The 23,592-nt window shown below is 69.8% G+C and carries 21 protein-coding genes, 2 pseudogenes and 1 riboswitch; of the genes and pseudogenes, 15 read left to right on the top strand and 8 right to left on the bottom strand.

Annotated elements, in window-relative coordinates; genetic code table 11:
• Nucleotides 1-191: 191 nt before the first annotated feature.
• Nucleotides 192-524 carry a Cd(II)/Pb(II)-sensing metalloregulatory transcriptional regulator CmtR gene (gene cmtR, locus J2853_RS16675; RefSeq protein ID WP_307558943.1) on the bottom strand — a complete coding sequence of 111 codons (333 nt, stop codon included), beginning with the start codon at nt 522-524 and terminating at the stop codon, nt 192-194.
• Between the two features lie 82 nt (nt 525-606).
• Here cmtR and J2853_RS16670 point away from each other — a divergent pair, with 82 nt between their 5' ends.
• The 3 genes and pseudogenes from J2853_RS16670 (at nt 607) to J2853_RS16660 (ending at nt 2,834) form a co-directional block, all read left to right on the top strand.
• Entirely contained in the window at nt 607-1,530 is a 924-nt protein-coding gene (locus J2853_RS16670; RefSeq protein ID WP_307558941.1) for a cation diffusion facilitator family transporter, read from the top strand.
• Between the two features lie 219 nt (nt 1,531-1,749).
• Nucleotides 1,750-2,172: pseudogene (locus J2853_RS16665) on the top strand (helix-turn-helix domain-containing protein); the annotation flags it as partial.
• 386 nt (nt 2,173-2,558) lie between these two features.
• The gene (locus J2853_RS16660; protein WP_307558937.1) at nt 2,559-2,834 is read left to right on the top strand and encodes a hypothetical protein; all 276 of its coding nucleotides are present in this window, start codon (nt 2,559-2,561) and stop codon (nt 2,832-2,834) included.
• 120 nt (nt 2,835-2,954) lie between these two features.
• Here J2853_RS16660 and cobF read toward each other — a convergent pair whose 3' ends face one another.
• Nucleotides 2,955-3,713 (bottom strand): precorrin-6A synthase (deacetylating), encoded by a 759-nt coding sequence (gene cobF / locus J2853_RS16655; RefSeq protein WP_307558935.1) that lies wholly within the window; start codon nt 3,711-3,713, stop codon nt 2,955-2,957.
• A 203-nt stretch (nt 3,714-3,916) separates the two neighbouring features.
• A riboswitch (cobalamin riboswitch) is annotated at nt 3,917-4,112 on the top strand.
• Nucleotides 4,113-4,211: 99 nt separating this feature from the next.
• On the opposite strand from cobF, the gene J2853_RS16650 reads away from it, so the two are divergent.
• Both J2853_RS16650 and J2853_RS16645 read left to right on the top strand, forming a co-directional pair.
• Nucleotides 4,212-4,988 (top strand): (2Fe-2S)-binding protein, encoded by a 777-nt coding sequence (locus J2853_RS16650; protein ID WP_307558933.1) that lies wholly within the window; start codon nt 4,212-4,214, stop codon nt 4,986-4,988.
• 152 nt (nt 4,989-5,140) lie between these two features.
• Complete coding sequence (locus J2853_RS16645; RefSeq protein ID WP_307558931.1) at nt 5,141-5,509, top strand: (2Fe-2S) ferredoxin domain-containing protein; 369 nt, start codon at nt 5,141-5,143, stop codon at nt 5,507-5,509.
• Between the two features lie 176 nt (nt 5,510-5,685).
• Here the strand turns inward: J2853_RS16645 and J2853_RS16640 are convergent, their stop codons facing one another.
• Together J2853_RS16640 and J2853_RS16635 are read right to left on the bottom strand one after the other, a co-directional pair.
• A complete protein-coding gene (locus J2853_RS16640; protein ID WP_307558929.1) occupies nt 5,686-6,096 on the bottom strand; it encodes a YybH family protein in 411 nt (136 codons plus the stop codon).
• Between the two features lie 115 nt (nt 6,097-6,211).
• Entirely contained in the window at nt 6,212-6,676 is a 465-nt protein-coding gene (locus J2853_RS16635; protein ID WP_307558927.1) for a 50S ribosomal protein L7/L12, read from the bottom strand.
• A gap of 492 nt (nt 6,677-7,168) precedes the next feature.
• Here J2853_RS16635 and J2853_RS16630 point away from each other — a divergent pair, with 492 nt between their 5' ends.
• From J2853_RS16630 to J2853_RS16620, 3 genes and pseudogenes are all read left to right on the top strand, one after another.
• Nucleotides 7,169-7,696, top strand: coding sequence for an RNA polymerase sigma factor (locus tag J2853_RS16630; RefSeq protein ID WP_307558924.1), 528 nt, complete (start codon nt 7,169-7,171; stop codon nt 7,694-7,696).
• Nucleotides 7,689-8,675, top strand: coding sequence for a CU044_5270 family protein (locus J2853_RS16625; RefSeq protein WP_307558922.1), 987 nt, complete (start codon nt 7,689-7,691; stop codon nt 8,673-8,675). Before J2853_RS16630 ends, J2853_RS16625 begins: the two co-directional genes overlap by 8 nt.
• Nucleotides 8,676-8,986: 311 nt before the next feature.
• Nucleotides 8,987-9,136: pseudogene (locus tag J2853_RS16620) on the top strand (ClpX C4-type zinc finger protein); the annotation flags it as partial.
• A 397-nt stretch (nt 9,137-9,533) separates the two neighbouring features.
• Here J2853_RS16620 and J2853_RS16615 read toward each other — a convergent pair.
• Both J2853_RS16615 and J2853_RS16610 read right to left on the bottom strand, forming a co-directional pair.
• Entirely contained in the window at nt 9,534-10,517 is a 984-nt protein-coding gene (locus J2853_RS16615; RefSeq protein WP_307558920.1) for an aldo/keto reductase, read from the bottom strand.
• Entirely contained in the window at nt 10,514-10,927 is a 414-nt protein-coding gene (locus J2853_RS16610) for a MerR family transcriptional regulator (RefSeq protein ID WP_307558917.1), read from the bottom strand. The genes J2853_RS16615 and J2853_RS16610 overlap by 4 nt, the downstream gene beginning before the upstream one ends.
• A gap of 181 nt (nt 10,928-11,108) precedes the next feature.
• On the opposite strand from J2853_RS16610, the gene J2853_RS16605 reads away from it, so the two are divergent.
• Nucleotides 11,109-12,821: an AMP-binding protein gene (locus J2853_RS16605; protein WP_307558915.1), complete on the top strand. Its 1,713-nt coding sequence runs from the start codon at nt 11,109-11,111 to the stop codon at nt 12,819-12,821.
• A gap of 72 nt (nt 12,822-12,893) precedes the next feature.
• Here the strand turns inward: J2853_RS16605 and J2853_RS16600 are convergent, their stop codons facing one another.
• The gene (locus J2853_RS16600; RefSeq protein WP_307558913.1) at nt 12,894-14,111 is read right to left on the bottom strand and encodes an alginate lyase family protein; all 1,218 of its coding nucleotides are present in this window, start codon (nt 14,109-14,111) and stop codon (nt 12,894-12,896) included.
• Between the two features lie 430 nt (nt 14,112-14,541).
• Between J2853_RS16600 and J2853_RS16595 the strand changes: the two genes are divergently transcribed.
• The 3 genes from J2853_RS16595 to thyX all read left to right on the top strand — a co-directional run bounded on the left by J2853_RS16595 (nt 14,542) and on the right by thyX (nt 18,874).
• Complete coding sequence (locus tag J2853_RS16595; RefSeq protein WP_307558912.1) at nt 14,542-16,680, top strand: anthranilate synthase component I; 2,139 nt, start codon at nt 14,542-14,544, stop codon at nt 16,678-16,680.
• Between the two features lie 102 nt (nt 16,681-16,782).
• Nucleotides 16,783-17,943 (top strand): amidohydrolase family protein, encoded by a 1,161-nt coding sequence (locus J2853_RS16590; RefSeq protein WP_307558910.1) that lies wholly within the window; start codon nt 16,783-16,785, stop codon nt 17,941-17,943.
• A gap of 199 nt (nt 17,944-18,142) precedes the next feature.
• Nucleotides 18,143-18,874, top strand: coding sequence for an FAD-dependent thymidylate synthase (gene thyX / locus J2853_RS16585; RefSeq protein ID WP_307558908.1), 732 nt, complete (start codon nt 18,143-18,145; stop codon nt 18,872-18,874).
• Between the two features lie 207 nt (nt 18,875-19,081).
• Here the strand turns inward: thyX and J2853_RS16580 are convergent, their stop codons facing one another.
• Nucleotides 19,082-20,197, bottom strand: a complete 1,116-nt coding sequence (locus J2853_RS16580; protein WP_307558906.1) for a globin domain-containing protein — start codon at nt 20,195-20,197, stop codon at nt 19,082-19,084.
• 488 nt (nt 20,198-20,685) lie between these two features.
• On the opposite strand from J2853_RS16580, the gene J2853_RS16575 reads away from it, so the two are divergent.
• The 3 genes from J2853_RS16575 to J2853_RS16565 all read left to right on the top strand — a co-directional run bounded on the left by J2853_RS16575 (nt 20,686) and on the right by J2853_RS16565 (nt 23,261).
• Nucleotides 20,686-21,375: a gamma-glutamyl-gamma-aminobutyrate hydrolase family protein gene (locus J2853_RS16575; RefSeq protein WP_307558904.1), complete on the top strand. Its 690-nt coding sequence runs from the start codon at nt 20,686-20,688 to the stop codon at nt 21,373-21,375.
• Between the two features lie 192 nt (nt 21,376-21,567).
• Nucleotides 21,568-22,482, top strand: a complete 915-nt coding sequence (locus J2853_RS16570) for an alpha/beta hydrolase (protein WP_307558902.1) — start codon at nt 21,568-21,570, stop codon at nt 22,480-22,482.
• Nucleotides 22,479-23,261: an enoyl-CoA hydratase/isomerase family protein gene (locus J2853_RS16565; protein WP_307558900.1), complete on the top strand. Its 783-nt coding sequence runs from the start codon at nt 22,479-22,481 to the stop codon at nt 23,259-23,261. Before J2853_RS16570 ends, J2853_RS16565 begins: the two co-directional genes overlap by 4 nt.
• The last annotated feature ends 331 nt before the right edge of the window (nt 23,262-23,592 follow it).

The raw sequence follows: 23,592 nt of genomic DNA, 5'->3' as shown, positions 1-23,592 counted from the left end.
GGTTTCCGCCCGAAGCCGGCCCCGGAGCCTGATCGCTGCGGTCGGGCTCCGGCTTCTCCCGAGGGCCGTACGGCACCCGGGCGCCGGGGCGCGTGCCCCGCCGCCGGGTCGGCGATGCGGTGAATGGCAGGTCGCCACCGGTGGTGGCGCCGGTGGCGATCCTGAGCGCGGTGATGCCGAGCAGGCGGGGCCTAGTCGGCGCCAGGCGCCTCGTGCGCGTCACGGTGGCCGGGATCGACGGCGAGCACGACGTGGAGGAGGTCCTCGATGGCATGGGCGAGGCGCCGGTCGGACAGTTCGTAGCGGGTCTGACGTCCCTCGGGCGCCGCGATCACCAGGCCGCAGCCTCGCAGGCACGACAGATGGTTGGACACGTTCTGGCGGGTCAGTCCGAGCTCGTCGGCCAGCCGGGCGGGGTAGGTAGGTCCTTCGAGCAGGGCGATCAGTATCCGGCAGCGGTTCGGATCGGCCAGCGCCCTTCCGAGCCGGGCCATCGCGTCAAGGCGGGTCGCGGCGGTGAACATGGCAACGACGATACACCGATTGCTGTATATACAGTGGCTAGTGTATAAACACTGGAAGCTGTACTGACCAAGGAGGCGCTGGATGGGACACGGACACGGGCACGGCCACCCCCGGGCGACGGGAGCCGCGGCATACCGCGGTCGCCTGGCCGTCGTGCTGGCGCTGACCCTCGTCGTGTTCGTCGTCGAAATCATCGGGGCGGTGCTGTCGGGCAGCCTGGCCCTGCTCGCCGACGCCGGGCACATGGCCACCGACGCGGCGGGGATCGCACTGGCGCTGTTCGCGATCTGGGTGGCCGGCAGACCGGCCGGCCTCCAGCGGACCTTCGGCTACCAGCGCGCGGAGATCCTCGCCGCGGCGGTCAACGCGGTCGTGCTGCTCGCCCTGAGCGTCTACATCCTGTACGAGGCCGTCCGGCGCTTCAGCGACCCCGAGCCGGTCGGCGGCACGGTGATGCTGGTCGCGGCCGTGGCCGGCCTGGTCGCCAACGCGGTCGGGTTGTGGCTGCTGCGCCGCGGACAGGCCGAGAGTCTCAACCTGCGGGGGGCCTACCTGGAGGTTCTCGGCGATCTGCTGGGGTCGGTCGCGGTGATCGTGGCCGCGGTCGTCATCGCGCTCACCGGCTGGACGAGGGTGGACCCGATCGTCTCCGTCGTCATCGCCCTGCTGATCGTGCCCCGCACCTGGAGCCTGCTGCGCGAGGCCGTGGACATCCTGCTGGAGGCCGTTCCCAAGGGCGTCGACCTGCAGGAGGTCCGGCGGCATCTGCTGGAGGCGCAGGGCGTCCTCGACGTCCACGATCTGCACGCCTGGACCATCACCTCGGGCGTCCCGGTCATGTCGGCCCATGTCGTGGTGGAAGAGCAGGTCCTGACCAGCGGTGACCTCGGCCAGGTACTGGACCGGCTGCACGAGTGCCTGGCCGGCCACTTCGACGTGGAGCACTCCACGCTGCAACTGGAGCCTGCCGGGCACGCCGACCACGAAGGCGCCCGGCACCGCTGAGGCAGGAGATCGCGTCCTCACGGTGAACGGCGCCCGACGACCTCGGCGCGGGGTGCTCGGTCACCTCACGGATGCGTCCATGGCCCGGCGCGTGCCCGCGCTTCATATGCCGTCCGATCCCCGGCGAGTACGGCCCGCGTGCGACGGCCGGGAAATGCGGAGGTGACATGGGGCCGGGTGCCCGTTGAGTGTCTTTTGTCCGGATGACAACCTTGAAGCATGAGGTACTCCGACAGGGGCGGGGGACTGTCCGCGCAGGAGCGGGTCAGACGCGAGAGGCTGCGGTTCCGGGCCGCGGACATGTTCGCGGGGAAAATGGAGCCGCCGCGGGTGGCCCGGTTGCTGGGAATCACCCGCAAGTCCGCCTACGAGTGGTACGCGCTCTGGAGCCGGGGAGGCAAGGCCGCGCTGGCCTCCAAGGGCGCCGCCGGCAACGGCTGCAAGCTCACCGACGAACAGCTGACGTTGCTGGAGAAGGCCCTGGAGGAGGGGCCCGCCGCCTACGGCTGGGACGATCAGTGCTGGACCGCCTCACGCGTGGCCGTGCTGATCGCTGAGAGATTCCACGTGTCCTACACCGCGCGTGGGGTGGCCTACCTGCTGTGCCGACTGGGCTGGACCGGTCGCCTCCGACCTCGGCGCGGCGGACCGTCCGGCGGATGAGGCGCGGCCCTCAAACCGGAGAGGGTGAGAGAAGGCCGGAGAACCCGGCGTGGCCTGTCGTCCGCGGTGCGGGCGACCACCGCTCCGACCGAGAAACCGGCTCGGCTGTCTCGTCGGCGTGTCCGGCCGATTTATCGGATTCGTCACCTAGAACGGGCTTTTGATCTCCATTCAGGTGTAACCTCCGCCTTTCTTCAGTGATGATCCCGGACCAAGGCTTTGTTCTCTCTGGGGTGAACGTACGGATGACCCTCAACTAGCGTCTTACATGACGCCGATTCGCCATATTTCCGGGAAGCCGGGTCGGCGCTCTGTAAGCCCAGGCAGCACGCCAGGCTCAAACATCAGACACGGAGTGATTTTTCATGTTCAAGCACGCTCTCGCCGCCGGAACATTGGTGGCTTCCACCCTCATCGTCGGCCTGACGGTGTCGGCCCAGCCTGCCGGCGCAAGCGCGACTCAGGAATCCGCCGCCACGTCCGAGAACTCGAGCGCCAGCGGCAACTTCTTCATCGATCCCTTCAACCCTTATGGCTACGGCCGGGTTTACTACAACACCCTCGGCTACGGCCAGGTCTACTACAACCCTTTCAGCTACGGCCAGGTCTACTACAACCCTTACACCATCTACCGCTGGTAGTTCATTAGCGGTTGATTAATTCCACTTTTCTGCTGAGTTTTCACATTTGCCCCTGGTCAGCCGTATTGGCCAGGGGCATCCTGCGGGACAGAGCCGTTTTGGACCGTGATCCCCGCGGTCTCACCGAGAGACCCGTCTCAGCAGGTAGGTGTCCATGATCCAGCCTTTGCGTTCCCGAGCCGCGGCGCGGACGTCGCGGATCTGGCCGGCGACCTCCGTGACCGCTCCGGCCACCAGGATCTCGTCGGGGGTGCCGAGATAGGCGCCCCAGTAGATCTCGAATTCGGCGGCGTCGGGAAGGGTGGCGAAGGCACAGCGGGCGTCGAGCATGACGACGATGTCGTCGGCCTCGGGGACCTCCAGGGCCAGGCGGCGGCCCGTGGTGATGTGCAGGGGCCGCGCGATCCGGGTCAGGCCGATGCGGTGCCGGGCGGCCAGAGCGGACACGCTGCTGATGCCGGGCACGACGTCGTAGACGAATCGGACCGCGCCCCGATCCAGGACCTCCTCAAGGACGGCCGGCGTGCTGTCGTAGAGGGAGGGGTCGCCCCAGACGAGAAACGCGCCGGTCTCGTCGTCGCCGAGCTCGTCGCGGATGAGCCGTTCGTAGACGCCGGCGCGGCGTGATCGCCAGTCCTGGACCGCGGTGGCATAGGCGGCGCTGGTCCGGTCGCGGTCGGGATCACGGGCCTTGACCAGCCGGTACGGCGCGCGGGCGTGCGCGTCGACGAGGTCCTGCCGGAGCCGGATGAGATCGTGCCCGGCCTCGCCCTTGTCCAGGATGAAGAACACGTCGGCCGCCGCGATGGCCTTGACCGCCTGGAGGGTGAGGTGGTCGGGGTCTCCCGCGCCGATGCCGACGATGAGAATTCGCTTCACGAGGAAGAGTCTGCCGCTGTCGTGGAGAGACCGGCGCGCCGGACGGCCGCGCGGACCATGGTGAGGGACCTCTCGGGGGCCGCGACCCCCGGCGATCCGCCGGCTCGGCGCGCGGACCACGGTGAGGGATTTCTCGGGGGCCGCGACCCTCGGCGATCCGCCGGCTCGGCGCGCGGACCACGGAACGGGGAGCTGGGTCCGCTATGTCCTCAGTGACCGTTCGTGCGACCATGACTGGTGAAGGCGACGGCGGAACGAGGAAGCCGGTGTGAATCCGGTGCGGTCCCGCCACTGTGATCGGCGAGCGGATCCCGAACAAGCCACTGCCCGCGTGCGGGTGGGAAGGCCGGGACGAGCATCGACCCGAGAGCCAGGAGACTCACGCGGTCGCCTCCTCACGATATGGGGCGGATCTCCCCAGGAGAGGACGGTGGCCGCCATGTGGTCCTACCGGCAGTGCGCCCTTCGGCCTGCCCGTCGATCGGGGCCGTCCCGGTGATGCCACGACCCGCGACCTCCCGTCGCGTCGCAGGCGTTCTGTCCGAGGTGGCGACGATCAGCGCCTACTTCGAGCTCGAAACGGGACCGCTCGAATCCGGGTGGCTCCCGCTCACCGAGCTGCTCACCGGCCCGAGCGTGCTGTCGGGCAGGATCGCCGAGGTGGCGCGACGCCTGGGCACCACCGAGGACCTGGTCGCCGCCTCCATCTTCTTCCAGGGCCTGGCCGCTCGCCTGTGGTCGCCGGTCATCGGTGCGGCCGTCACCCGCGGGGTGCTCGTCGACCTGGCGCCGGACCGCGCGTTCTGGCGTCCCACGCCGAGCGGCCCGCTCCCGCTGCGAGTCGCCCACCCGGAGGGCTGGGAGATCACCGACCCGAACCGGGCGGCCGAGCCGATCTACCGCGTCGTGGTCACCGGGCTGCTGGAGCCACTGGCCCGCACCACGCGGGAGGTCACCAAGATCGCCCCCGGTCTGCTGTGGGGCAACGCCGCCTCCGCGCTGGCCGGGACCGTCCAGGCGATCGCCCGCCGCCATCCGGGACACGCCGCCGGCGCGAGCGCGCTGGGGCGCGAACTGCTTTCCACGGGGGTCCTGGAAGGCGGCGGTGAGCTGGCCGAACCCGCCCCGGGACACTCGTTCTTCGTCCGGCGCAGCTGCTGCCTGTACTACCGCCTGCCGGGCGGCGGCATGTGCGGCGACTGCGCTCTGATCGATCCGGAGATCCGCCGCGAGCAGTGGACGCGAGCCGTACGAGCTGCCCGGGGAGCCCCATGAGCCGCTCGGCCGGCCCTCCGCGTGTCCGGGAACCCGCCGGCGACCGGCGGGTTCCCGGCCCGCCCGCCCGACCGGCCGGGGCGAACCCCGTGCCCCTGCCTCGAACCGTCATCTGACCTGCTCGAATGCACCGGCAAAGGATTCACGTGCGCATGAGGAAACCGGCACCATGCAGGATCGTCGTCTGCCGCGGCTGCTGCTGCGGCGACCCGGGGAAGGTGGCCGGACTCGACCACGCCGAGCAGGTCGCCCGCTTGTCCGAGACCGCCGCGGTCCGCGTCACCGACTGCCTGGACGTGTGCGAGCGGGCGAACGTGATCGTCGTCCAGCCGTCGGCCGCCGGCCGCGCCGCGGGAGGCCGTCCCGTGTGGCTCGGCCTGGTCAACGACCCGGACGCGGCCGAGGACATCGCGGCCTGGGTTCGTGCCGGTGGCCCGGGAGTGGCCGAACCGTCCGACATCCTCAGCCTGTACGTCTTCACCCCGCCCCGCCGTGTCCGCACCGCGCCGGCACTTTCCTGACGGTGGCCCGCCGGATCGAGGGGCTCGGGATTTCCACCGTCATCCCGATGACACGGAGACCCCGCCGGCCGAACGCGATCGCGTCCCCGGCCGACCGGTCCCGGATCGGCCGCCGCCGTCCTGTCCGCTCTCCGTCTGGAGACGGGGGAGTCCGGCGGGCCCCGGCGAGAGGGGCGTCACGAGCCGGGCTTGATCTCCGTGCCCTGCGCGGAGACGAGGCGCCATCCCGCGACGGAGTCGGAGACGAAGACGTGGGTGTACCGGCTGCCGGCGGTGAAGACGGCGCCGTCGGCGCCGGTGAAGTTCATGCCGGTTCGCCCGACGACGATGCCGACGTCTCCGATACGGCGGACGACGGCCTCGTCCGGGAAGGACTGCACGGCCGGAAACCGGACGGTTCCGGATGACATCAGACCGAGCAGGTCGGCTCGGGTCACGGTCGCGCCGTTGTCGATGGCGACCATGACGAAGTCGTCCGCCAGCAGGTCGTCCAGGCAGGAGAGGTCGGCGGCGACCAGGGCGTCGAAGAAGCTCCGGTCGCGGTCGAGCAGGAGGGCGCGGTCGTCAGGGTCGGCCAGGATGGTCATCGGCGTCCGTTCCAGGATGCGGGGACAGGAGCTTTGAGGCTAAACCTTGACATTGGCGACAATGTCAACAGGAACCTCCTGACCGGAGCACCGGGGGCACGCTCGCCGGGGGCGTTCAGAGGCTGCCGACGAACAGCTCGGCCTCGGCCTGACCCATGCCGGTCTCGCCGCGTACCAGGTGGATCGCCTGCGCCGTGCGACCGGCGGCCTTGAGCTCGCGCACGCGGGTGGCCAGGTCGGGACCGGCGTGCGGCAGGGCCACGGGGGAGGGCCGGAACGGGGCCAGCACGGGATGGCTCCACATGGGGTGCCCCAGGGCCACGGCGTCGATGACCTTCTTGGACTCGGACAGGCCGAGCCCGGTGTGATGGCGCAGCGCCTTGATCGCATGGATCTTCTGTCCCTGGCGCGTCAGCCGCGTGACGAGCTCCTGCAGATCCTGGGGCGCCGGCGGCATCGGCGGTGGAAGGGACGCCCTGTCTCCCCTCCGGGCGACCACGACGACACCGAGGACGATCGCCAGGATCACCGCGAGCAGAGCGGCGGCGATGAGCAGCTCTACGGGTCCGATGTTCGGCACGAACCGCATCGTATGACGGGTCCGCGCACGCTGTACAGGAAGCGGTCCGGCCGTTGACGCGACCGCCCGCGCCGTTCGGCGCCGGCCTCGGGACGGGCGGAAGGCGGGTGCCGCCTCGCTCGCTCCGGGCGAGCGCCCATGACCGGAGCATCGGGGAGCCGCGCCGGCGAGGTCTCCTCGTCCGCCTTGACGGGCGTCTCGTCCAGCTCGGCGGCAACCGCCGTCGTGCGCTTTCACGCGTTCACGAACGATGATGAAGACCGCTTGCCGCAGCTTCGTGAGCGTCCTTCCAGGCTTGCCGGCCGCCGGAACCGGTAAGGGCGTGAACTCGATCGCCCGGTTCGGGTGAATAGAGATGACCGTGCCCCCCGCCTCGTGAGAACAGAGGCCCGATGAGCGGAGCCATGTTTGATCGCCGACGCACAATGCGCCCATACATCGGACCGCACCGACGACGCGGAGCTGATCCGACGGTCCCGAGACGAGCCCGACGTGTTCGCGACCCTGTTCGACCGTCACGCGCCGGAGCTCCATCGGTATGTCACCCGCAGGCTGGGTGACTCCATCGCCGACGACATCGTCGCCGACACCTTTCTCGCCGCCTTCGGAAAGCGCGGGCGCTACGACGTGACCCGGCCGGACGCCCGTCCCTGGCTGTACGGCATCGCCGCCAACCTCGTCGGCAAGCACCGCCGGGCGGAGGTCCGGGCCTACCGCGCGCTGGCCCGGACCGGTGTGGACGAGGTGGCCGAGAGTTACGCCGACCGCGTGGACGCCAGCGTCACCGCCTCGGCCGCGCGCCGGGAGCTGGCCGGCGCGCTCGCGACCCTGTCAGGGGGCGACCGGGACGTGCTGCTACTGATCGCGTGGGCCGACCTCAGCTACGACGAGGTCGCCCACGCCCTGAGCATCCCCGTCGGAACGGTGCGCTCACGGCTCCACCGGGCCAGGAAGAAGACCCGCGCCGCGCTCGGCGGCGCCGACCCCACCGCCATCGAAGAGGAGGCCGACCGTGGATGATCTGACAGCGCTCCGCGAACTGCGCGCCGAAGCGCCCGAGCCGGACGCCGGACGGCTCGCGGCTCCTCGTGCCCGACTGGTGGCCGGAACGGGTCGCGCCGCCGACCGGCGAAGGTTTTTGTTCCCCGGCCGTCCGGTGCTGCTCGCCGGTGCCTTCGGCCTCGTGGCGGCCCTGGTGCTGACCCTCGTCCAGATCGACAGGACCGGTGAGATCGGCGGGGTGCCTCCATCGGCGGCGCGGTATGCCAGCCCCTCGGAGGTGTTCGCGCAGGCCGCCCTCGTCGCGGAGACGCGGTCGACGGGCACGTCCCCGCGTCCGGACCAGTGGCAGTACAGCAAGACCCTCTCCAGGCAGCCCAACGGGGATCCGGGCGACGGGACCACGATGGAGCGGTGGATCCGCTACGACGGAAAGCAGACCGGCGGCTACGACGTCGACGGACGGTTCCGGATCAGCGACGTTCCCCCGGACCCCGGCGACGACGACCTCTCGCCCCAGCAGTACGACAGGAGGCTCCGCGAGCTGCCCACCGACCCCGACAAGCTCCTCGCGCAGGTCCGGGACGACAGGCACTGGGTCGAGTTTCCGGTCGAGGAGGGGGTGACGCGTACGGCGGAGGATCCCGACGCGCGCGCCTTCCGGGTGATCTCCGTCTACCTGCAGCAGCAGGCGATCATGCCGCCGAAGCTGGAGGCGGCGATGTACCGCGCGCTGGGGAGGATCCCCGGAGTCGGGGTCGAGGTGGGCGTCGAGGACGGTGCGGGACGCAAGGGCCTCGGGGTGTTCCGGGAGGCGGCGGGCGCGGAGACGCGGCGATATCTCATCCTTGAGCCGCGGACCTTCCGCTATCTCGGTACGCGCATGGTGTGGCTACGCGACCAGATGACGGGGTCGGAGGTGATGTTCAAGGCGGGCAGCGTCTTCACCGTCGCCGAGCTGGCGTCGGGCATCGTGGAGAAGGCCGGGCAGCGCCGGTAGCGGGTGGCCGGGGGCGACCCCGGCCACCTTCGCCGTCCGACGGCACGTCCGTCGACCGCGTCGCGGGACACACCGGGGTCTTCGTACGGCATCGCGGGACACGCCGCGGTGAGCAGATGAGCAGGTGAGCAGGTGAGCACGGGCGGGCCCGGCGGTGACGCCGGGCCCACGTCGTCTCACGGGCCCACGTCGTCTCACGGGCACGCTTCCCCGGCGGCACGCGACGGCTCTTGTCAGGCTGCGCCTGACATCGTAAGATCGCGGTCATCATTGTCAGGCACAGCCTGACGGCCATCGACCCAGGAGGACCCATGGCGGCCCAGGCCCTTGCCGATCGTGCGCTCCGTTGCTCTTTCTGCGCGAAGCCGCAGACCGAGGTGGACAAGCTGATCGCCGGTCCCGGCGTCTACATCTGCAACCTGTGCGTGGAGCTCTGCAACCAAATCCTTGAGCAGCAGCTCCCGCGACCGGAGCGCGCCGAGGCCGGCGAGGGCGATGACGCCGACGGCCTGACCTCCGAGCCTCCGGAGGTGCCGGAGATCCCCTGGCCGGACAAGCTGACCGACGAGGAGATGCTCGACCTCCTGCCCCGCACCGCCGCGGCCGGCGCCCAGATCAACGCCAACCTGCAGCTCTGGGTCGGGCGGCTGCGGGAGCACGGCGTCACGTGGGCCAGGATCGGCGCGGCCCTGGGGATGACGCGGCAGTCGGCCTGGGAGAGGTTCTCCGGGGAGGAGTAGGCGGTGCGGAGCCGGGTGGCGGGGCTCCGGCGCGGCGCGAAGGCCGTGGACATCGCGCGTCCCGCCCGGCCGACGAGTTCGACGTCCGGCACGCGCGACGGCTCCCCCGCCGCGGGGGTCAGAGATACGTTCTCGCCAGGCCGGCGGGCGTGTCGCGTTCCCCGGCGGCGACGCCGGGGGGAAGGGCGGAGTCCAGCGTGGCCAGTTCCCCGGGTGTCAGGGTGATGTCGGCGGCGGCGGCGTTCTGCTCCAGGTAGGTGCGCCGTTTGGTGCCGGGGATCGGCACGACGCCCTGAGCCATCACCCAGGCCAGCGCCAGCTGCGACGGCGTGACGCCCTTCGACGCGGCGAGATTCTTGAGGTCCTCGACGACGGCGAGGTTCTTGGCGATGTTCTCCGGGGCGAATCGGGGCAGGTGGCGGCGGGCGTCGTCGGGATCGAGGTCGTCGACACGGGTGATCCGCCCGGAGAGGAAGCCGCGGCCCAGCGGGGAGAAGGCCACGAAGCCGATGCCGAGTTCGCGAAGGGTCTCCAGGACGCCGTTGTCCTCGGGCTCGCGGCTGAACAGGGAGTATTCCGACTGCACCGCGGTGAGCGGGTGGACGGCGTGCGCCCGCCGGATCGTCGTGGGGGCGGCCTCGGAGAGCCCGATGTAGCGGACCTTGCCGGCGTGAACCATCTCGGCCATCGCGCCGACCGTGTCCTCGATGGGCACGTCGGGGTCGACGCGGTGCAGGTAGTACAGGTCGATGACGTCGACGCCCAGGTGCTTGAGGGACCGGTCGACGGCCCGGTGGGCGTGGGCGGGGCTGCCGTTGATACCGCGGCCGGTGCCGTCGTCGTCGAACTCGGTGGCGAACTTCGTGGCGATGGTGACCTCGTCACGGCGGCCGGCGACGGCACGGCCGACCAGCTTCTCGTTCTCGAAGGGACCGTAGGCCTCCGCCGTGTCGATGAAGGTGACCCCGAGGTCGACGGCGCGGCGGAGGGTGGCCAGAGACTCCTGCTCGTCGCGGGCGCCGTACCAGACACTCATGCCCATGGCGCCGAGCCCTTCCGCGGAGACGGTCAGACCTTGGGATCCCAGTGCAAGAATCTTCATTTTTTTACGATGCTCTCTCGATAAAAGTTGATTTTTCGTTCTATTGCGGCCAGGTGCCCCTGGGTCTCACGGAGCTGGGCGAGGATCCGGTCGCGGTGAGCCTCCAGTACGGCGAGGCGTTCGGGTTCGGTGTCCTTTTCCCTGCAGACCTGGGCGAAGGCCCGGATGTCGCGAATCGGCATGCCGGTCCGGCGGAGCATGACGAGGCCGGCCAGCCAGCTCAGATCCTGTTCGAAGTAGCGCCTCCGTCCGGAGGGCGCCCGGTCGGCGGGCGTCAGCGTCAGCCCCTCCCGTTCGTAGTAGCGCAGGGCGTCGACGCTCAGCCCGCAGGCGGCGGCGGCCGCGCTGATCGGCAGCCCCTCTTCGGGGACCTCCACCTCCGGTGTGAGCCCGGTAATCGCCGTCTTCATGCGTTCACTCTCCATCCTGGAGCGCACACCAGGTCAAACCAGTTCACGTAATGCGAAAGTAAAGCTTGCCTTCGAGGAACGCGTCACGGTTCCGGCCGCCGCGACGAGTGTCCCCGTCCGAGGGGTGTCACCTCCGGCGGCGGTGCCGTACCTTGTGGCGATCGTCGAGAGGAGTGTCGCCGTGGGCGCGACCAGGAATACCGAGATCTACCTCAAGGCACGCGACCTGCTTCTGGGCCTGCGCGGCGACTACGCCAGGGCGGTGGAGCAGTTCGCCTGGCCGGAGCTCGAAGGGCGTTTCAACTGGGCGGTGGACTGGTTCGACGTGATCGCCCGGGACAACGACCAGACGGCACTGTGGCTGGTGGAGGAGGACGGCTCCGAGGCCCGGTACACCTTCGACGAGATGGCGCGGCGATCGAACCAGGTCGCGGCGTTTCTGGCGGAGCGGGGCGTCTCCCACGGCGACCGGGTGATGCTCATGCTGAACAACCAGGTCGAGCTGTGGGAGTCGATGCTGGCGGTGATGAAGCTGGGCGCGGTGATCATGCCGACCACCAGCGCGCTCGGACCGGTGGACCTGGCGGACCGCATCGACCGGGGCGGTGCGCGGTACGTGGTCGCCAACGCCGCGGACACCGCCAAGTTCGACGGAGTGGCGGGGGAGTACGGGCGGATCTGCGTGGGTGAGGCCCCGGCGGGCTGGGCGTCCTACCGGGACGCGTACGCCTTCCCCGGCCGGCCGGTGGCGCACCCGGGCACGACGCCGGAGGACCCGCTGCTGCTCTACTTCACCTCGGGCACCACGAGCAGGCCCAAGCTGGTCGAGCACACGCAGATCTCCTACCCGATGGGACACCTGTCGACGGCCTACTGGATCGGTTCGCGTCCGGGGGACGTGCATCTGAACATCAGCTCCCCGGGCTGGGCCAAGCACGCCTGGAGCTGTTTCTTCGCACCGTGGATCGCCCAGGCCACGATCTTCGTGTACAACTACCGCCGGTTCGATCCCGGCGCCCTGCTGGGCCAGATCCGCCGCGCGCGGGTGACGACGTTCTGCGCGCCGCCGACGGTGTGGCGGATGCTGATAAAGGCTGATCTGTCCGGCGGCCCCGGCGACCTGCGGGAGGTGCTGTCGGCGGGTGAGCCGCTGAACCCGGAGGTGATCGAGCAGGTCCAGCGGCAGTGGGGGCTGACGCTGCGCGACGGCTTCGGTCAGACCGAGACCACGTTGCTGATCGGCAACGTGCCGGGAATGCCGGTCAAGCCCGGTTCCATGGGTCTGCCTCTCCCCGGGATGCCGGTGTCGCTGGTCGACCTCGTCACCGGCGGGCAATCGGACGAGGGCGAGATCTGCATCGACCTGAGCCGCCGTCCGGTCTCGCTGATGACGGGTTACCAGGGCGATGACGAGCGGCATTCCGAGGCGATGAGAGACGGTTACTACCACACCGGGGACGTGGCGGTCCGCGACGCGGACGGTTACATCTTCTACATCGGGCGCACCGACGACGTGTTCAAGGCCTCCGACTACAAGATCTCGCCGTTCGAGCTGGAGAGCGTGCTGATCGAGCACCCCGCGGTCGCGGAGGCGGCCGTGGTGCCGGCTCCGGACGAGCTGCGACTGGCGGTGCCGAAGGCATATGTCGCGCTCACGGCGGGGTGGGAACCGGACCGGGAGACCGCGCTGGCCATTCTGCGTCATGCCCGGGAGAAGCTCGCGCCGTTCCAGCGGGTGCGCCGGCTGGAGTTCTTCGAGCTGCCGAAGACGGTGTCGGGCAAGATCCGCCGGGTCGATCTCCGGGGCCGCGAGCAGGACGCCGCGGCCGGAGGCTCCTCCCTCCCGGAGTGGCGCGACGAGGAGTTTCCCGAGCTCCGCGAACCGCGCTCCTGACGCTCACCCGTTCGGCCCGGGGTCGTGACGGGAGGCCGGCTGCCCCTGCCGGCCTCCCGTCACGGGTCGGTGTCAGCCGGGGTTACCGGCGTGGGTGAGGGTCTCCCACGCGACGAAGAGGACGTTCGTCCCGGCCGGACGCTGCTGCTCGGTGAGCTTCTGCGTGTTCGTCATCGCGATGCCCATCCGGTTGCCGAGGGCGTTGAACCCGACCTCCGTGACCGGGCCCAGGCCAAGGGTGAGATCGCCCTTGCACAGCGAGGACGGCACGGCCGCGCCAAGCTGGTACTTCGACTGGAGCCCCAGCGCGTGGCGCAGCCGCTCGCTGATCTCCGGGTAGAGGTCCTGGCCCTGGATCCGGGTGGTCTCGGCGAAGTGCGAGATGGCGGAGAGGCCGTACCCGGTGTGGACGAAGTCCCGGCAGGTCTCCTGGGTGAGGCCGTCCACGAACGTGGACTGCCCCTGCCAGTAGCCGACGATCTCGGCCCTGGTGTCGATGCCGCTGCCCGGAGGCGCCTTGGGAAGCGCGCCGTCGGCGCTGATGTAGATGAAGGCGGGCACGCGGCCGCGGAACTTGCTCACGGCCTTGTCGTAGGCGGCCCGGTCCTCCAGGAAGACCGAGATCCCGAGCGCGGCCTCCATCATGGTCAGTTCCCAGTTGCCGTTGCTGTTGGAACCGTTGATGACCTTGGGCAGGTAGACGTCGCGCAGCATGGTGGAGAAGCGGCTGACGCCGGCGGCGGACCAGCCGGTGTAGGTGTACCGGATGATCTCGGCGGCCCTGGGCCACGAGGAGCCGGCCCACCCGGTCTGCAGGGGCGCGTTGGTGTTGGTGTGATCCTTGATCACCGCGGACCAGGCGTCCATGATCTCGATGGACTTCCTGGCGTACCTGCTGTCCTGGGTGATGTACCAGGCCAGTGCGAGGGTGTAGGCGGCGAGCGCGTCCTGGCGCTCGTCGGTGCAGCCGTTGTTGGGGTTGGAGTACGAACCGCACTCCACGACGGCGCGCGGCTTCGGGGTCCGGGACAGCGAGGCCAGCGAATGGGCCATCATCTGGTCGTAGGCGCGCTTCCACGGCTGGGCGCCCGCGTTGACCTTCGACCGGACGAAGTCGAGCTGGCCCTTGCCGACCAGGACCCCGGGATGGGTGAAGGTCGCCGGGGCGGCCTTGACGGCCGTCGTCGTCGGGAGGGGCGCGGCGCCGGCGGCGGGGGCGGCGATGGAGGCGACGGCGAGAGCCGCGGCGCCGATGACCGCGACGGCCGTTGTGCGGACACGTCTGAGCATGGGGAACTCCTCGCTGGCCACAGGCCAAGGGGGTGGCGAGAGATCTCGGCCGAGGGCCTCGATGACCGCCCATCCAACTCAGCTCGACAAGCGCCCGTCAAGGTATTTAGGAAAGTTTCCTAACATTTAAGGTGGTCATCGGAGTCCCTTATGGATGGGGCGTAGGTGAGACGTAATCGATCAGAAGGGGCCTCTTACCGCAAACATGCACGAGACATGACCAAGGGCGCGACGCGGGCACGTTGCATGATCACGGTTTTCGCCGGTACGCTTTGCCCATGCGATACCTCGACACCCTTCAGTGGTGGCGCCGCTTCTGAGCGGCGCAGGTTTCGCATTCGCGAGAGACAGACGGCCGCCCAGGGAGGTGGCCTTTTGCGTTTCCACCCCCCTCTGGCCTTCAGGGAAACCAAAAAGGGGCGAGACTGCAGTGGAGACCAGCGGATATACCACCGCCGGGGGCATCGAGGTCGAGGTCGAGGCCTTCGACGTGCCCGAGACGGTGCTCGAGGATGTCGTCACGACGCTCGGCGAGCGCCGCGGGGGAGTGCTCTCCTCCGGGATGGAGTATCCCGGCCGCTACAGCCGATGGCATCTGGCCTACGTCGACCCCTGCATGGAGATCGTGGCCAGAGGCCGCAGGATCTCCGCCCGCGCGCTGAACGCGCGCGGCAGGGTGGTGCTGCCCGTCGTCGCGTCCTGCCTGCTCGCCGCGGGCAAGCCGACCGGGCAGCCGACGGCGGATCACATCGAGGTCTACGTCGCGGAGTCCGAGGACATCCTTCCCGAGGAGATGCGCAGCCGCCGTCCCACGGTGTTCACCGCGATCCGTGAGATCATCGCCGCGTTCAAGGGCGAGAACGAACACCTGGGGCTCTACGGCTCCTTCGGATACGACCTGGCCTTCCAGTTCGAGCCGATCCGGCAGGTCCTCGCGCGCGCCGAGGACCAGCGCGACCTCGTGCTGCACCTGCCCGACCGGGTGATGGTGATCGACCGCAAGCGGGAGACCAGCAAGGAGTACCGCTACGAGTTCACCGTGGACGGTCTCTCCACCCGGGGCCTCGCCCGCGAGGGGGAGAGCGTCCCGCTGCCCGCCACCCCCACCGAGATCCCCGCCGACCCGGAGAAGGGCTCCTACGCCCAGGTCGTGGCCGCGGCCAAGGAGAAGTTCGTCCGAGGCGACCTGTTCGAGGTCGTCCCCGGTCAGGTCTTCCACGCCCCCTGCACCGACCCGGCCGCCTTCTACCGCGGCCTGCGCAAGGTCAACCCCGCGCCGTACGAGTTCCTGTTCAACCTCGGCGAGGGCGAGCACCTGGTCGGCGCCTCCCCGGAGATGTACGTCCGGGTCAGCGGCGAGCGCGTCGAGACCTGTCCCATCTCCGGCACCATCGCCCGGGGCAGCAACCCGATCGAGGACGCCGACGCGATCCGCACCCTCCTGTCCAGCGTGAAGGAGGAGTCCGAGCTGACCATGTGCACCGACGTGGACCGCAACGACAAGTCCCGAATCTGCGTGCCGGGCAGCGTCCAGGTCATCGGACGGCGTCAGATCGAGATGTACTCCCGGCTGATCCACACCGTGGACCACATCGAGGGCCGCCTGCGGCCGGAGTTCGACGCCCTGGACGCCTTCCTCACCCACATGTGGGCCGTCACCGTCACCGGGGCCCCCAAGACCTGGGCGATGCAGTTCATCGAGGACCACGAGGCCACCACCAGGCGCTGGTACGGCGGAGCGGTCGGCTTCATCGGCTTCGACGGCTCGATGAACACCGGCCTGACCCTGCGCACCGCGCAGATCCGCGGCGGCGTCGCCACCGTCAGGGCCGGGGCCACGCTGCTGTTCGACTCCGACCCCGAGTCCGAGGAGCGGGAGACGGAGCTCAAGGCCAGCGCCCTGCTCGGCGCCCTGGCCGCGGTCGGCGCCCCGCAGGGGCAGGCCGTGGCCGAACCGGCGGGAGAGCGGCCGGGCGAGGGCATGAAGGTGCTGCTCGTCGACCACGAGGACTCCTTCGTCAACACCCTGGCCGACTACTTCCGCCAGCAGGGCGCCGAGGTCGTCACGCTCAGGCACGGCTTCCCCGCCCCGATGATCGACGAGATCGCCCCGTCGCTCGTGGTGCTGTCGCCGGGGCCCGGCTGGCCGTCCGACTTCGGCCTGCCGGCGCTGGTCGGGGCGCTCTACGAGCGCGGCCTGCCGGTGTTCGGCGTCTGCCTCGGCCTGCAGGGCATGGTCGAGCAGGCGGGCGGCACGCTCGACCTGCTCTCCTACCCCGAGCACGGCAAGCGCGGCCAGGTGAGACGGATCGGCGACAGCGCGCTGCTGGAGGGGCTCCCCGAGGAGTTCACCGCGGCGCGCTACCACTCGGTCCACGCCAAGGAGCAGGGAGTCGTCGGCTTCACCACCACCGCGCTCACTCCGGACGGGGCGGTGATGGCGATCGAGGACGTGGCGAGGCGGCGCTTCGCCGTGCAGTTCCACCCCGAGTCGATCCTCACCGCCCGGGGCGGCGCCGGAGCGATGATCATCGCCAACGTTCTCAGGCTCTGCCGTACCTCTGTGTAAAGAGCCACGAGATCACACTGGGTAGTCGTATGGTTCTCCTGAGGTGAGAACTGCGGGCGGATCGGCCATATCGATCCGCCCGCAGCCATGGGAGGAGCCGGCATGAGATCGGACGACGCGCTGCCCGTCGAGCTTCCCGACACGGTGCGGGAGGCCCTGCTGGCCCCGCTGATCGACCATCACTGCCACGGAGTGCGCCGCGACGACCTGGCGCGGGGCCGGTTCGAGATGCTGCTCACCCAGGCCGGCACCCCCGCCCCTCCCGGCACCACCCACTTCGACACCCCGGCGGGCGCCGCGGTCCGCCGCTGGTGCGCGCCGGTCCTCGACCTGGATCCGCACGTGCCGCCGGCCGTCTACCTGGCCCGCCGGGCCGAACTGGGCGCGGCCGAGGTGAACCGGCGGCTGCTGGGCGCGGCCGGGATCACCACCTTCCTGGTCGACGGCGGCCCGGGCGGTCCCGACCTGCTGTCGGCCGAGGAGATGGGCCACGCGGGCGGCGCCTCGGCCGGGGAGATCGTCACGATCGAGCAGGTCGAGCTCGACGTCGCGCGGACGGCGGCCTCGGGCGTCTCCTACATCTCCACCCTCACCCAGCAGCTCGTGAGCCGGGCCGCCCGGGCCGCCGGGCTCACGTCGTCCGCCGCCTACCGGCAGGGCCTGGGCCGTGACCCGGCCAGGCCCAGCAGAGGATCGGTGATCGCGGCGGCCACCCGGCGGCTGGCCGGGCCCGCCGAGCGGCTCACCGACCCGGTGCTGCTGCGTCACCTGCTCTGGGTGGCCGCGGACGTGGCCAGGGAACGCAACAGACCTCTGCGGTTCCACATCGGCTACGGCGATTCCGCCCCGGACCCCCACGGCGGGGACCCCTCGCTGATGATCGGATTCCTCCGGGCGGTGCAGCCGATCGGCGTGCCCGTCATCCTGCTGCACTGCTATCCCTTCCACCGCCAGGCGGCCTACCTCGCCGGTGTCCTCCCTCACGTCTACGTCGACGTGGGCCTGGCCCTGAGCTGCACCGCCGTGGGTTCGGCGGCGGTCATGGGGGAGCTGCTGGAGCTTGTCCCCTTTCACAAGCAGCTGTTCGGCTCCGGCGGCCACGGGGTGGCCGAGACCTGCCACCTGGGCGCGCTGTACTACCGGCGGAGCCTGGCCAGGGCGCTGTCGCTGCGGCTGGCCGCCGACGAGTGGAGCGTCCCGGACGCGGCTCGGGTGGCCCACATGATCGGCTCCGGCAATGCCCGCCGGGTATACCGGCTGTAGACCGCCTCGCTCAGAGGGCGGACCCCCCGAGCATGGTCCGCCCGCTCCGAGGCGAACCGCCGCCGGTGAACACGGCCGGAGGGGCACCGGGTGAGAGGCATGATCTTTTTTCGGCCACCGGTCGTGCGAGGGTCCGTCGGCAAGATCGGCGCTTCCACGGTTTACGATATGGCGCGAACCACGGATGAGGGGGAGCCAGTTGACGGGTTATGAGGCAGAGGCGCGTTTTCTCGACGACGTGACCGTGGAGTTGGTCAAGCACAGCGCTTCCGACTCCGACGTGCTCTGGGCGGCTCGGGTGTCGACCGCGGGGGAGAAGTCCCTTGAGGAGGTCGGAAAGGACCCGGCGCGGTCCAAGGGGCTGATCAACTTCCTGATGCGCGATCGGCACGGCAGCCCGTTCGAGCACAATTCGATGACCTTCCTCATCGGCGCGCCGATCTTCGTCTTCCGCGAATTCCAGCGCCACAGGGTCGGATGGTCCTACAACGAGGAAAGCGGTCGTTACCGGGAGCTTGAGGCCAATTTCTACGTTCCGGGGGCGGAGCGGAAGCTGGTCCAGGAGGGCCGCCCGGGCAAGTACGTCTTCGTCGAGGGCAGCGAGGAGCAGCACAAGATCACGGTAGAGACGATGGAGGCGTCGTATCGGCAGTCGTACGCCGCCTACCGGGAGATGCTGGAGGTCGGGATCGCCCGCGAGGTGGCCAGGGCGGTGCTGCCCGTCGGCCTGTTCTCCACGATGTACGCCACCTGCAATGCCCGCTCGCTCATGCACTTCCTCTCCCTGCGCACCAAGAACGAGCAGTCCAAGATGCCCTCGTTCCCGCAGCGGGAGATCGAGATGGTGGGGGAGAAGATGGAGGCCGCCTGGGCGGAGCTCATGCCCCTCACGCACGCGGCCTTCGTCGAGGCCGGCCGGATCGCACCCTAGACGGGGCGGGCGGGGCGTGTGTCTCGGCGCCCGGTGGCGGGGAACGGCCCGGCTGCCGGGATGCCGAGTGTCCTTGTAGAAGAGAAGGGGGCCGGCGGCGAGGGGTGTCACGCACGGACGTCTTTCCCCGGGCCGGGCCCGTGGTGTCATGCCGTGACGTGTTCCGCCGGATTCCACGAAAGGTGAGTCGCCGATCTCGGACGTCGTTCAGGGTTCGCCCTGGACGATGTCCCGGTGGATGTTGGCCAGGGGCACCCCGGTCCGCTGGAGCTTGCGAACGGTTTCGTTGACCATGTCGGTGGGACCGCAGATGTAGATGTCGTGGTCGGCCCAGGAGTGGAACCGTTCCATCACGTCGGACACCCTGCCTCGCATGCCGTCGTAGCCGGGCTGATCGGAGACCACGGGAAGCACCCGCAGCCACGGGAAGGCCGACTCCATCCGGACCAGGTCGGTCAGGTCGTAGAGCTCGTGGGCGTGACGCGCGCCGTACAGCAGATGGATGTTGGGACGCTGTCCCGAGGCGATCACGTGCTCCACGATGGCCTTGATCGGGGCGAGCCCGGTGCCTCCCGCGACACACAGGATGTCGCGCCCCGAGCCGGTGGGGGTCATGGTGCCGACCGGCGGGCCGAACGTCACGGTGTCGCCGATCCGCGTGTGCTCGACCAGCGCGGTCGAGACCCACCCCCCGGGGATCGCGCGGACGTGCAGGCGGACGGTGTTGTCCTCCCGTGGCGCGTTCGCGATGGAGAACGTGCGCCAGACACGCGGCCAGCGCGCGGTCTGCACGTTGACGTACTGTCCCGCCAGGTACGGCAGGGGCTGGTCGAGCCGCAGAGTGATCACCGCGATGTCCGGTGTGCGGCGCTCGTGGTCGATCACCTCGGCGAGCCACCAGGCGGGGGAAACGCCGGAGTCCGCCTCGGCTGACTCGATCATGAGATTGGCGGCCGAGGTGTACGCGGTCACCCAGGCGGCCTCTATCTCCGCGTTCCAGGTCTCGGCGGAGAAGTGTTTGATCGTGGACAGAAGCGCGTTGCCGACCGCGGTGTAGTGCTCGGCGACCACCCCGTACTTGCGATGGTCACGGCCGAGCTGGCCGAGGTACGAAGCCAGGCTGTCGGGGCTGTCCAGGCTCCAGACGATCCTGGTCAGCGCGCTGAACAGGCGGTCGCGCTGGACGTCCATGGCCGGTGGGAACATTCCGCGCAGGTGCGGGTTCCCGGCGAACAGGCGGCCGTAGAAGTACGCCGCGGCCTTGTCCGCGACGGGCTCGATGACGGCGAAGCTTTCCTTGACGAGACGCGGATTCAAAGACATTTACCGAACCCACCCTAATTGATCGGATCAAAGTCCGATCATGCAGATCCACCTCCCTGACGGTTCCGGGTGATGAGTGACCTGTGGCCCCGGCGCACGTGGTCGCTCGAATTTGAGTCTTCCATCACCATGTAGACGTCACAACCGTTTCTCAGCAATATGGTGCGAAATCAAACTATCCGTAATGGGAAAGTTATTTTCCGTGACCGCCTCGCCGACCCCGGGTGAGGTAAGCGAATAAGGATCACATTCGCCCGAAGTCACCGATTTAATGATGATGAATATCCTTGTCGCGTCTCCCTTCGACGGTTCCCCGAGCGGGCTCTCCGTCCGAGGCGAGGCCCGGGTGCTTCGAAGGAGGAGCACTCATACCCGGAAGGCGTGACGTAGCCGAAATTTTGTGCGCCATGATAGGGATGCTGCTGAGATGGGATGGGTGCTGCCCGAAACAGGTGGTGCCACCTTGCGCACGGTCCCCTGGAGAACGCATGCCCCGACCCTTGATCGGTATCACCGCCTACCTTGAGGCCGCCCGCTGGGGCACATGGGTCAGGGAGGCTGTCCTGTCGCCGCCCTCCTACGCCCGGGCGGTGGAGAAGGCGGGCGGCCTTCCGGTGCTGCTGCCACCGCTGAATCTGGGCGGGATCAACGACTACGTGAGCGGCCTCTCCGGTGTGATCCTCGCCGGTGGGGGTGAGCTCGACGCCACCCTGTACGGCGCCGCCTCCGAAGATCGGGTCGAGGCTCCCCAGCCCCACCGCGACCGCTTCGAGCTGGCGCTGGCCCGCGCGGCGGTCCAGGCCGACCTGCCGCTGCTGGCCGTCGGCCGGGGCATGCACGTCCTGAACGTCGCCCAGGGCGGCGCCCTGATCCCCTGGCTTCCCGAGGTGGTGAACCACGACCGACACGCCGCGGCCGGCCGTACGCACGTCATCCAGATCAGCGTGTCGAGCAAGCTGGGCAAGGCGGTGGGCGACCGCGCGGAGGTGACCGCGCCGCACCACCAGGCCGTCAAGCGGCTGGGCACCAACCTGCTCGCCGTGGCCTGGGCGGACGACCAGATCGTCGAGGGCATCGAGCTCCAGGGGCACCGTTTCGGCATCGGCGTGCAGTGGAACCCCGAGCGCGGTGAGGACAACCGGCTCGTGGAGGCCCTGGTCGCGGCCGCCCGTCACTGACCCGGCCTTCTGACCCGCCACGCCCGCCTCTCGCCCGGCCCGCCGCGCCTCTCTCGTTCGGTCCGCCGCCCGCGCGGCAGGCCCCTTCGCCCGGCTTCTTCTCCCCCTCGCCCGCCGCGCCCGCCGGGCGGCCTCGGACGTCCTCTCCGGCGCTTCCCACTGCGAGGGACTCGCGCCGAGTAAAGTGCGATCATGTCGTTGCACCCGCAGGCCGAGGCCTACCTGAAGCTGCTTCCGGCCGACGCGACGCCCTTCTTCTCCGAGCTGACGCCCGAACTGATCGCCGAGATGCGGACCATGGACGCCTTCGTCGAGCAGCGGGGGCCGATCCTGCCGCTACCGCTGGTCCGGGACGAGGCGGTCGCGGGGGTGCGGGTCCGGATCTACCGCCCCCAGGACGGCGACCACCCGCTTCCCGTGATCGTTTACTTCCACGGCGGAGGCTGGGTCTTCGGCGACGTGGATCGCAACGATGCCCTCGGCCGGGATCTGGCGGTGCGCAACGGCTCGATCGTGATCTCTGTGGACTACCGGCTCGCCCCCGACCATCCCTTCCCCGCCGCGGCCGACGACGCGTGGAGCGTGGTCAAGGACGTCTTCGCCCGGCCGGAGGCCTACCAGGCCGACCCGGAGAGGGTCGCCGTCTGCGGTGACAGCGCCGGCGGCAACGTCGCCGCGGTGGCCGCCTGGCAGGCCAGGGACGCCGGGCTCCGGCTGGCGCACCAGGTGCTGATCTACCCGGTGGTCGACGTCGCGATGGACACCGAGAGCTACCGGACGTACGCCACCGGCTTCGGGCTCGGCGCCGGCGAGATGGCCTGGTTCATCGCGCAGTACGGCGGGGACCCGGCCGACCCCAGGCTGGCCCCGGTCCGGCTCGCCGACAAGGCGGGCCTGGCCCCGGCGACGGTGATCACGGCCGAATGCGACCCGCTCCGCGACGAGGGCGAGGCCTACGCCGCCCAGCTCGCCGCGGCCGGGGTCCCGGTGGAGCTCAGACGCTACGAGGGGGCCATCCACGGCTTCTTCGGCCTGCCGGGCTGTTTCGACCAGGCGATCGAGGCGCGTGAATACGCCGCCGCACGGCTCAAGGAGGCGTTCCGTTGAAGGAGTACGAGAAGTTGAAGATCGACTGGGCGGCCGACGGGGTGCTCAGGATCGTGATCAGCGAGCCGCGCAGGCTCAACGCCGTGGACATGACCGGGCATCGCGAGCTGGCCGAGATCTGGCGTGACGTGGACCGCGACGACGAGGTGCGCGCGGTGGTCATCCGGGGCGAGGGCGAGGCGTTCTCCTCCGGTGGCGACCTGTCGATGATCGAGGAGATGATGCGCGACCACGGCACGCGCATGCGCGTCTTCGCCGAGGCCCGCGACATCGTCTACAACGTGCTCAACTGTTCCAAGCCCGTCGTCTCGGCCATCCAGGGACCCGCGGTGGGCGCGGGCCTCGCCGTCGCCCTGCTGGCCGACATCTCCGTCGCGGGCCGTACGGCGCGCATCATCGACGGCCACACCCGGCTCGGCGTCGCGGCGGGCGACCACGCCGCCATCGTCTGGCCGCTGCTGTGCGGGCTGGCCAAGGCCAAGTACCACCTGCTGCTGTGCGAACCGGTCACGGGTGAGCAGGCGGAGGCGATGGGCCTGGTCAGCCTCTGCGTCGACGACGATCAGGTGCACGACAAGGCCGTGGAGATCGCGGTCCGGCTGGCCGGGGGATCCGCCGAGGCGATTCGCCTGACCAAGTACACCCTCAACAACTGGCTCCGCCTCGCGGGACCCTCCTTCGACGCGTCCCTGGCCATGGAGTTTCTCGGCTTCACCGGCCCGGATGTGGCGGAGGGCGTGCGGGCGCTGCGGGAGAAGCGCCCGCCCACCTTCGACTGATTCGGCTGACAGGGCCGACCGGGAGAGAAGAGGCCGCCCGGTTTCAGGCGGCCGGACGCGCATCCGGTTTCAGCTCTCCCGGGAAGAAGTTCCGCGATCCGGCGCAAGATTTCGCTCTCCGCTCCGACAGCGTCATGAACGAGATGCCGACGAGCGAGAGGATGACCACGACATGTCCGTCACCGTGGTGAAACCAGGTCCCACACGAACGGGAGCGCGGCCCTGGCCGGCGCTCGCGGTCCTCGCGAGCTTCCAGCGGGCGAGCCGCGGCAGCGGCGACTGATCCGCGCGACACCGGGGAACAGGCCGGGGCCCGGTCACCTCGAAGAAG

The sequence above is a fragment of the Streptosporangium lutulentum genome, from assembly GCF_030811455.1.
Classification (GTDB): Bacteria; Actinomycetota; Actinomycetes; order Streptosporangiales; family Streptosporangiaceae; genus Streptosporangium; species Streptosporangium lutulentum.
This window is presented reverse-complemented; position numbering and strand designations above follow the sequence as displayed.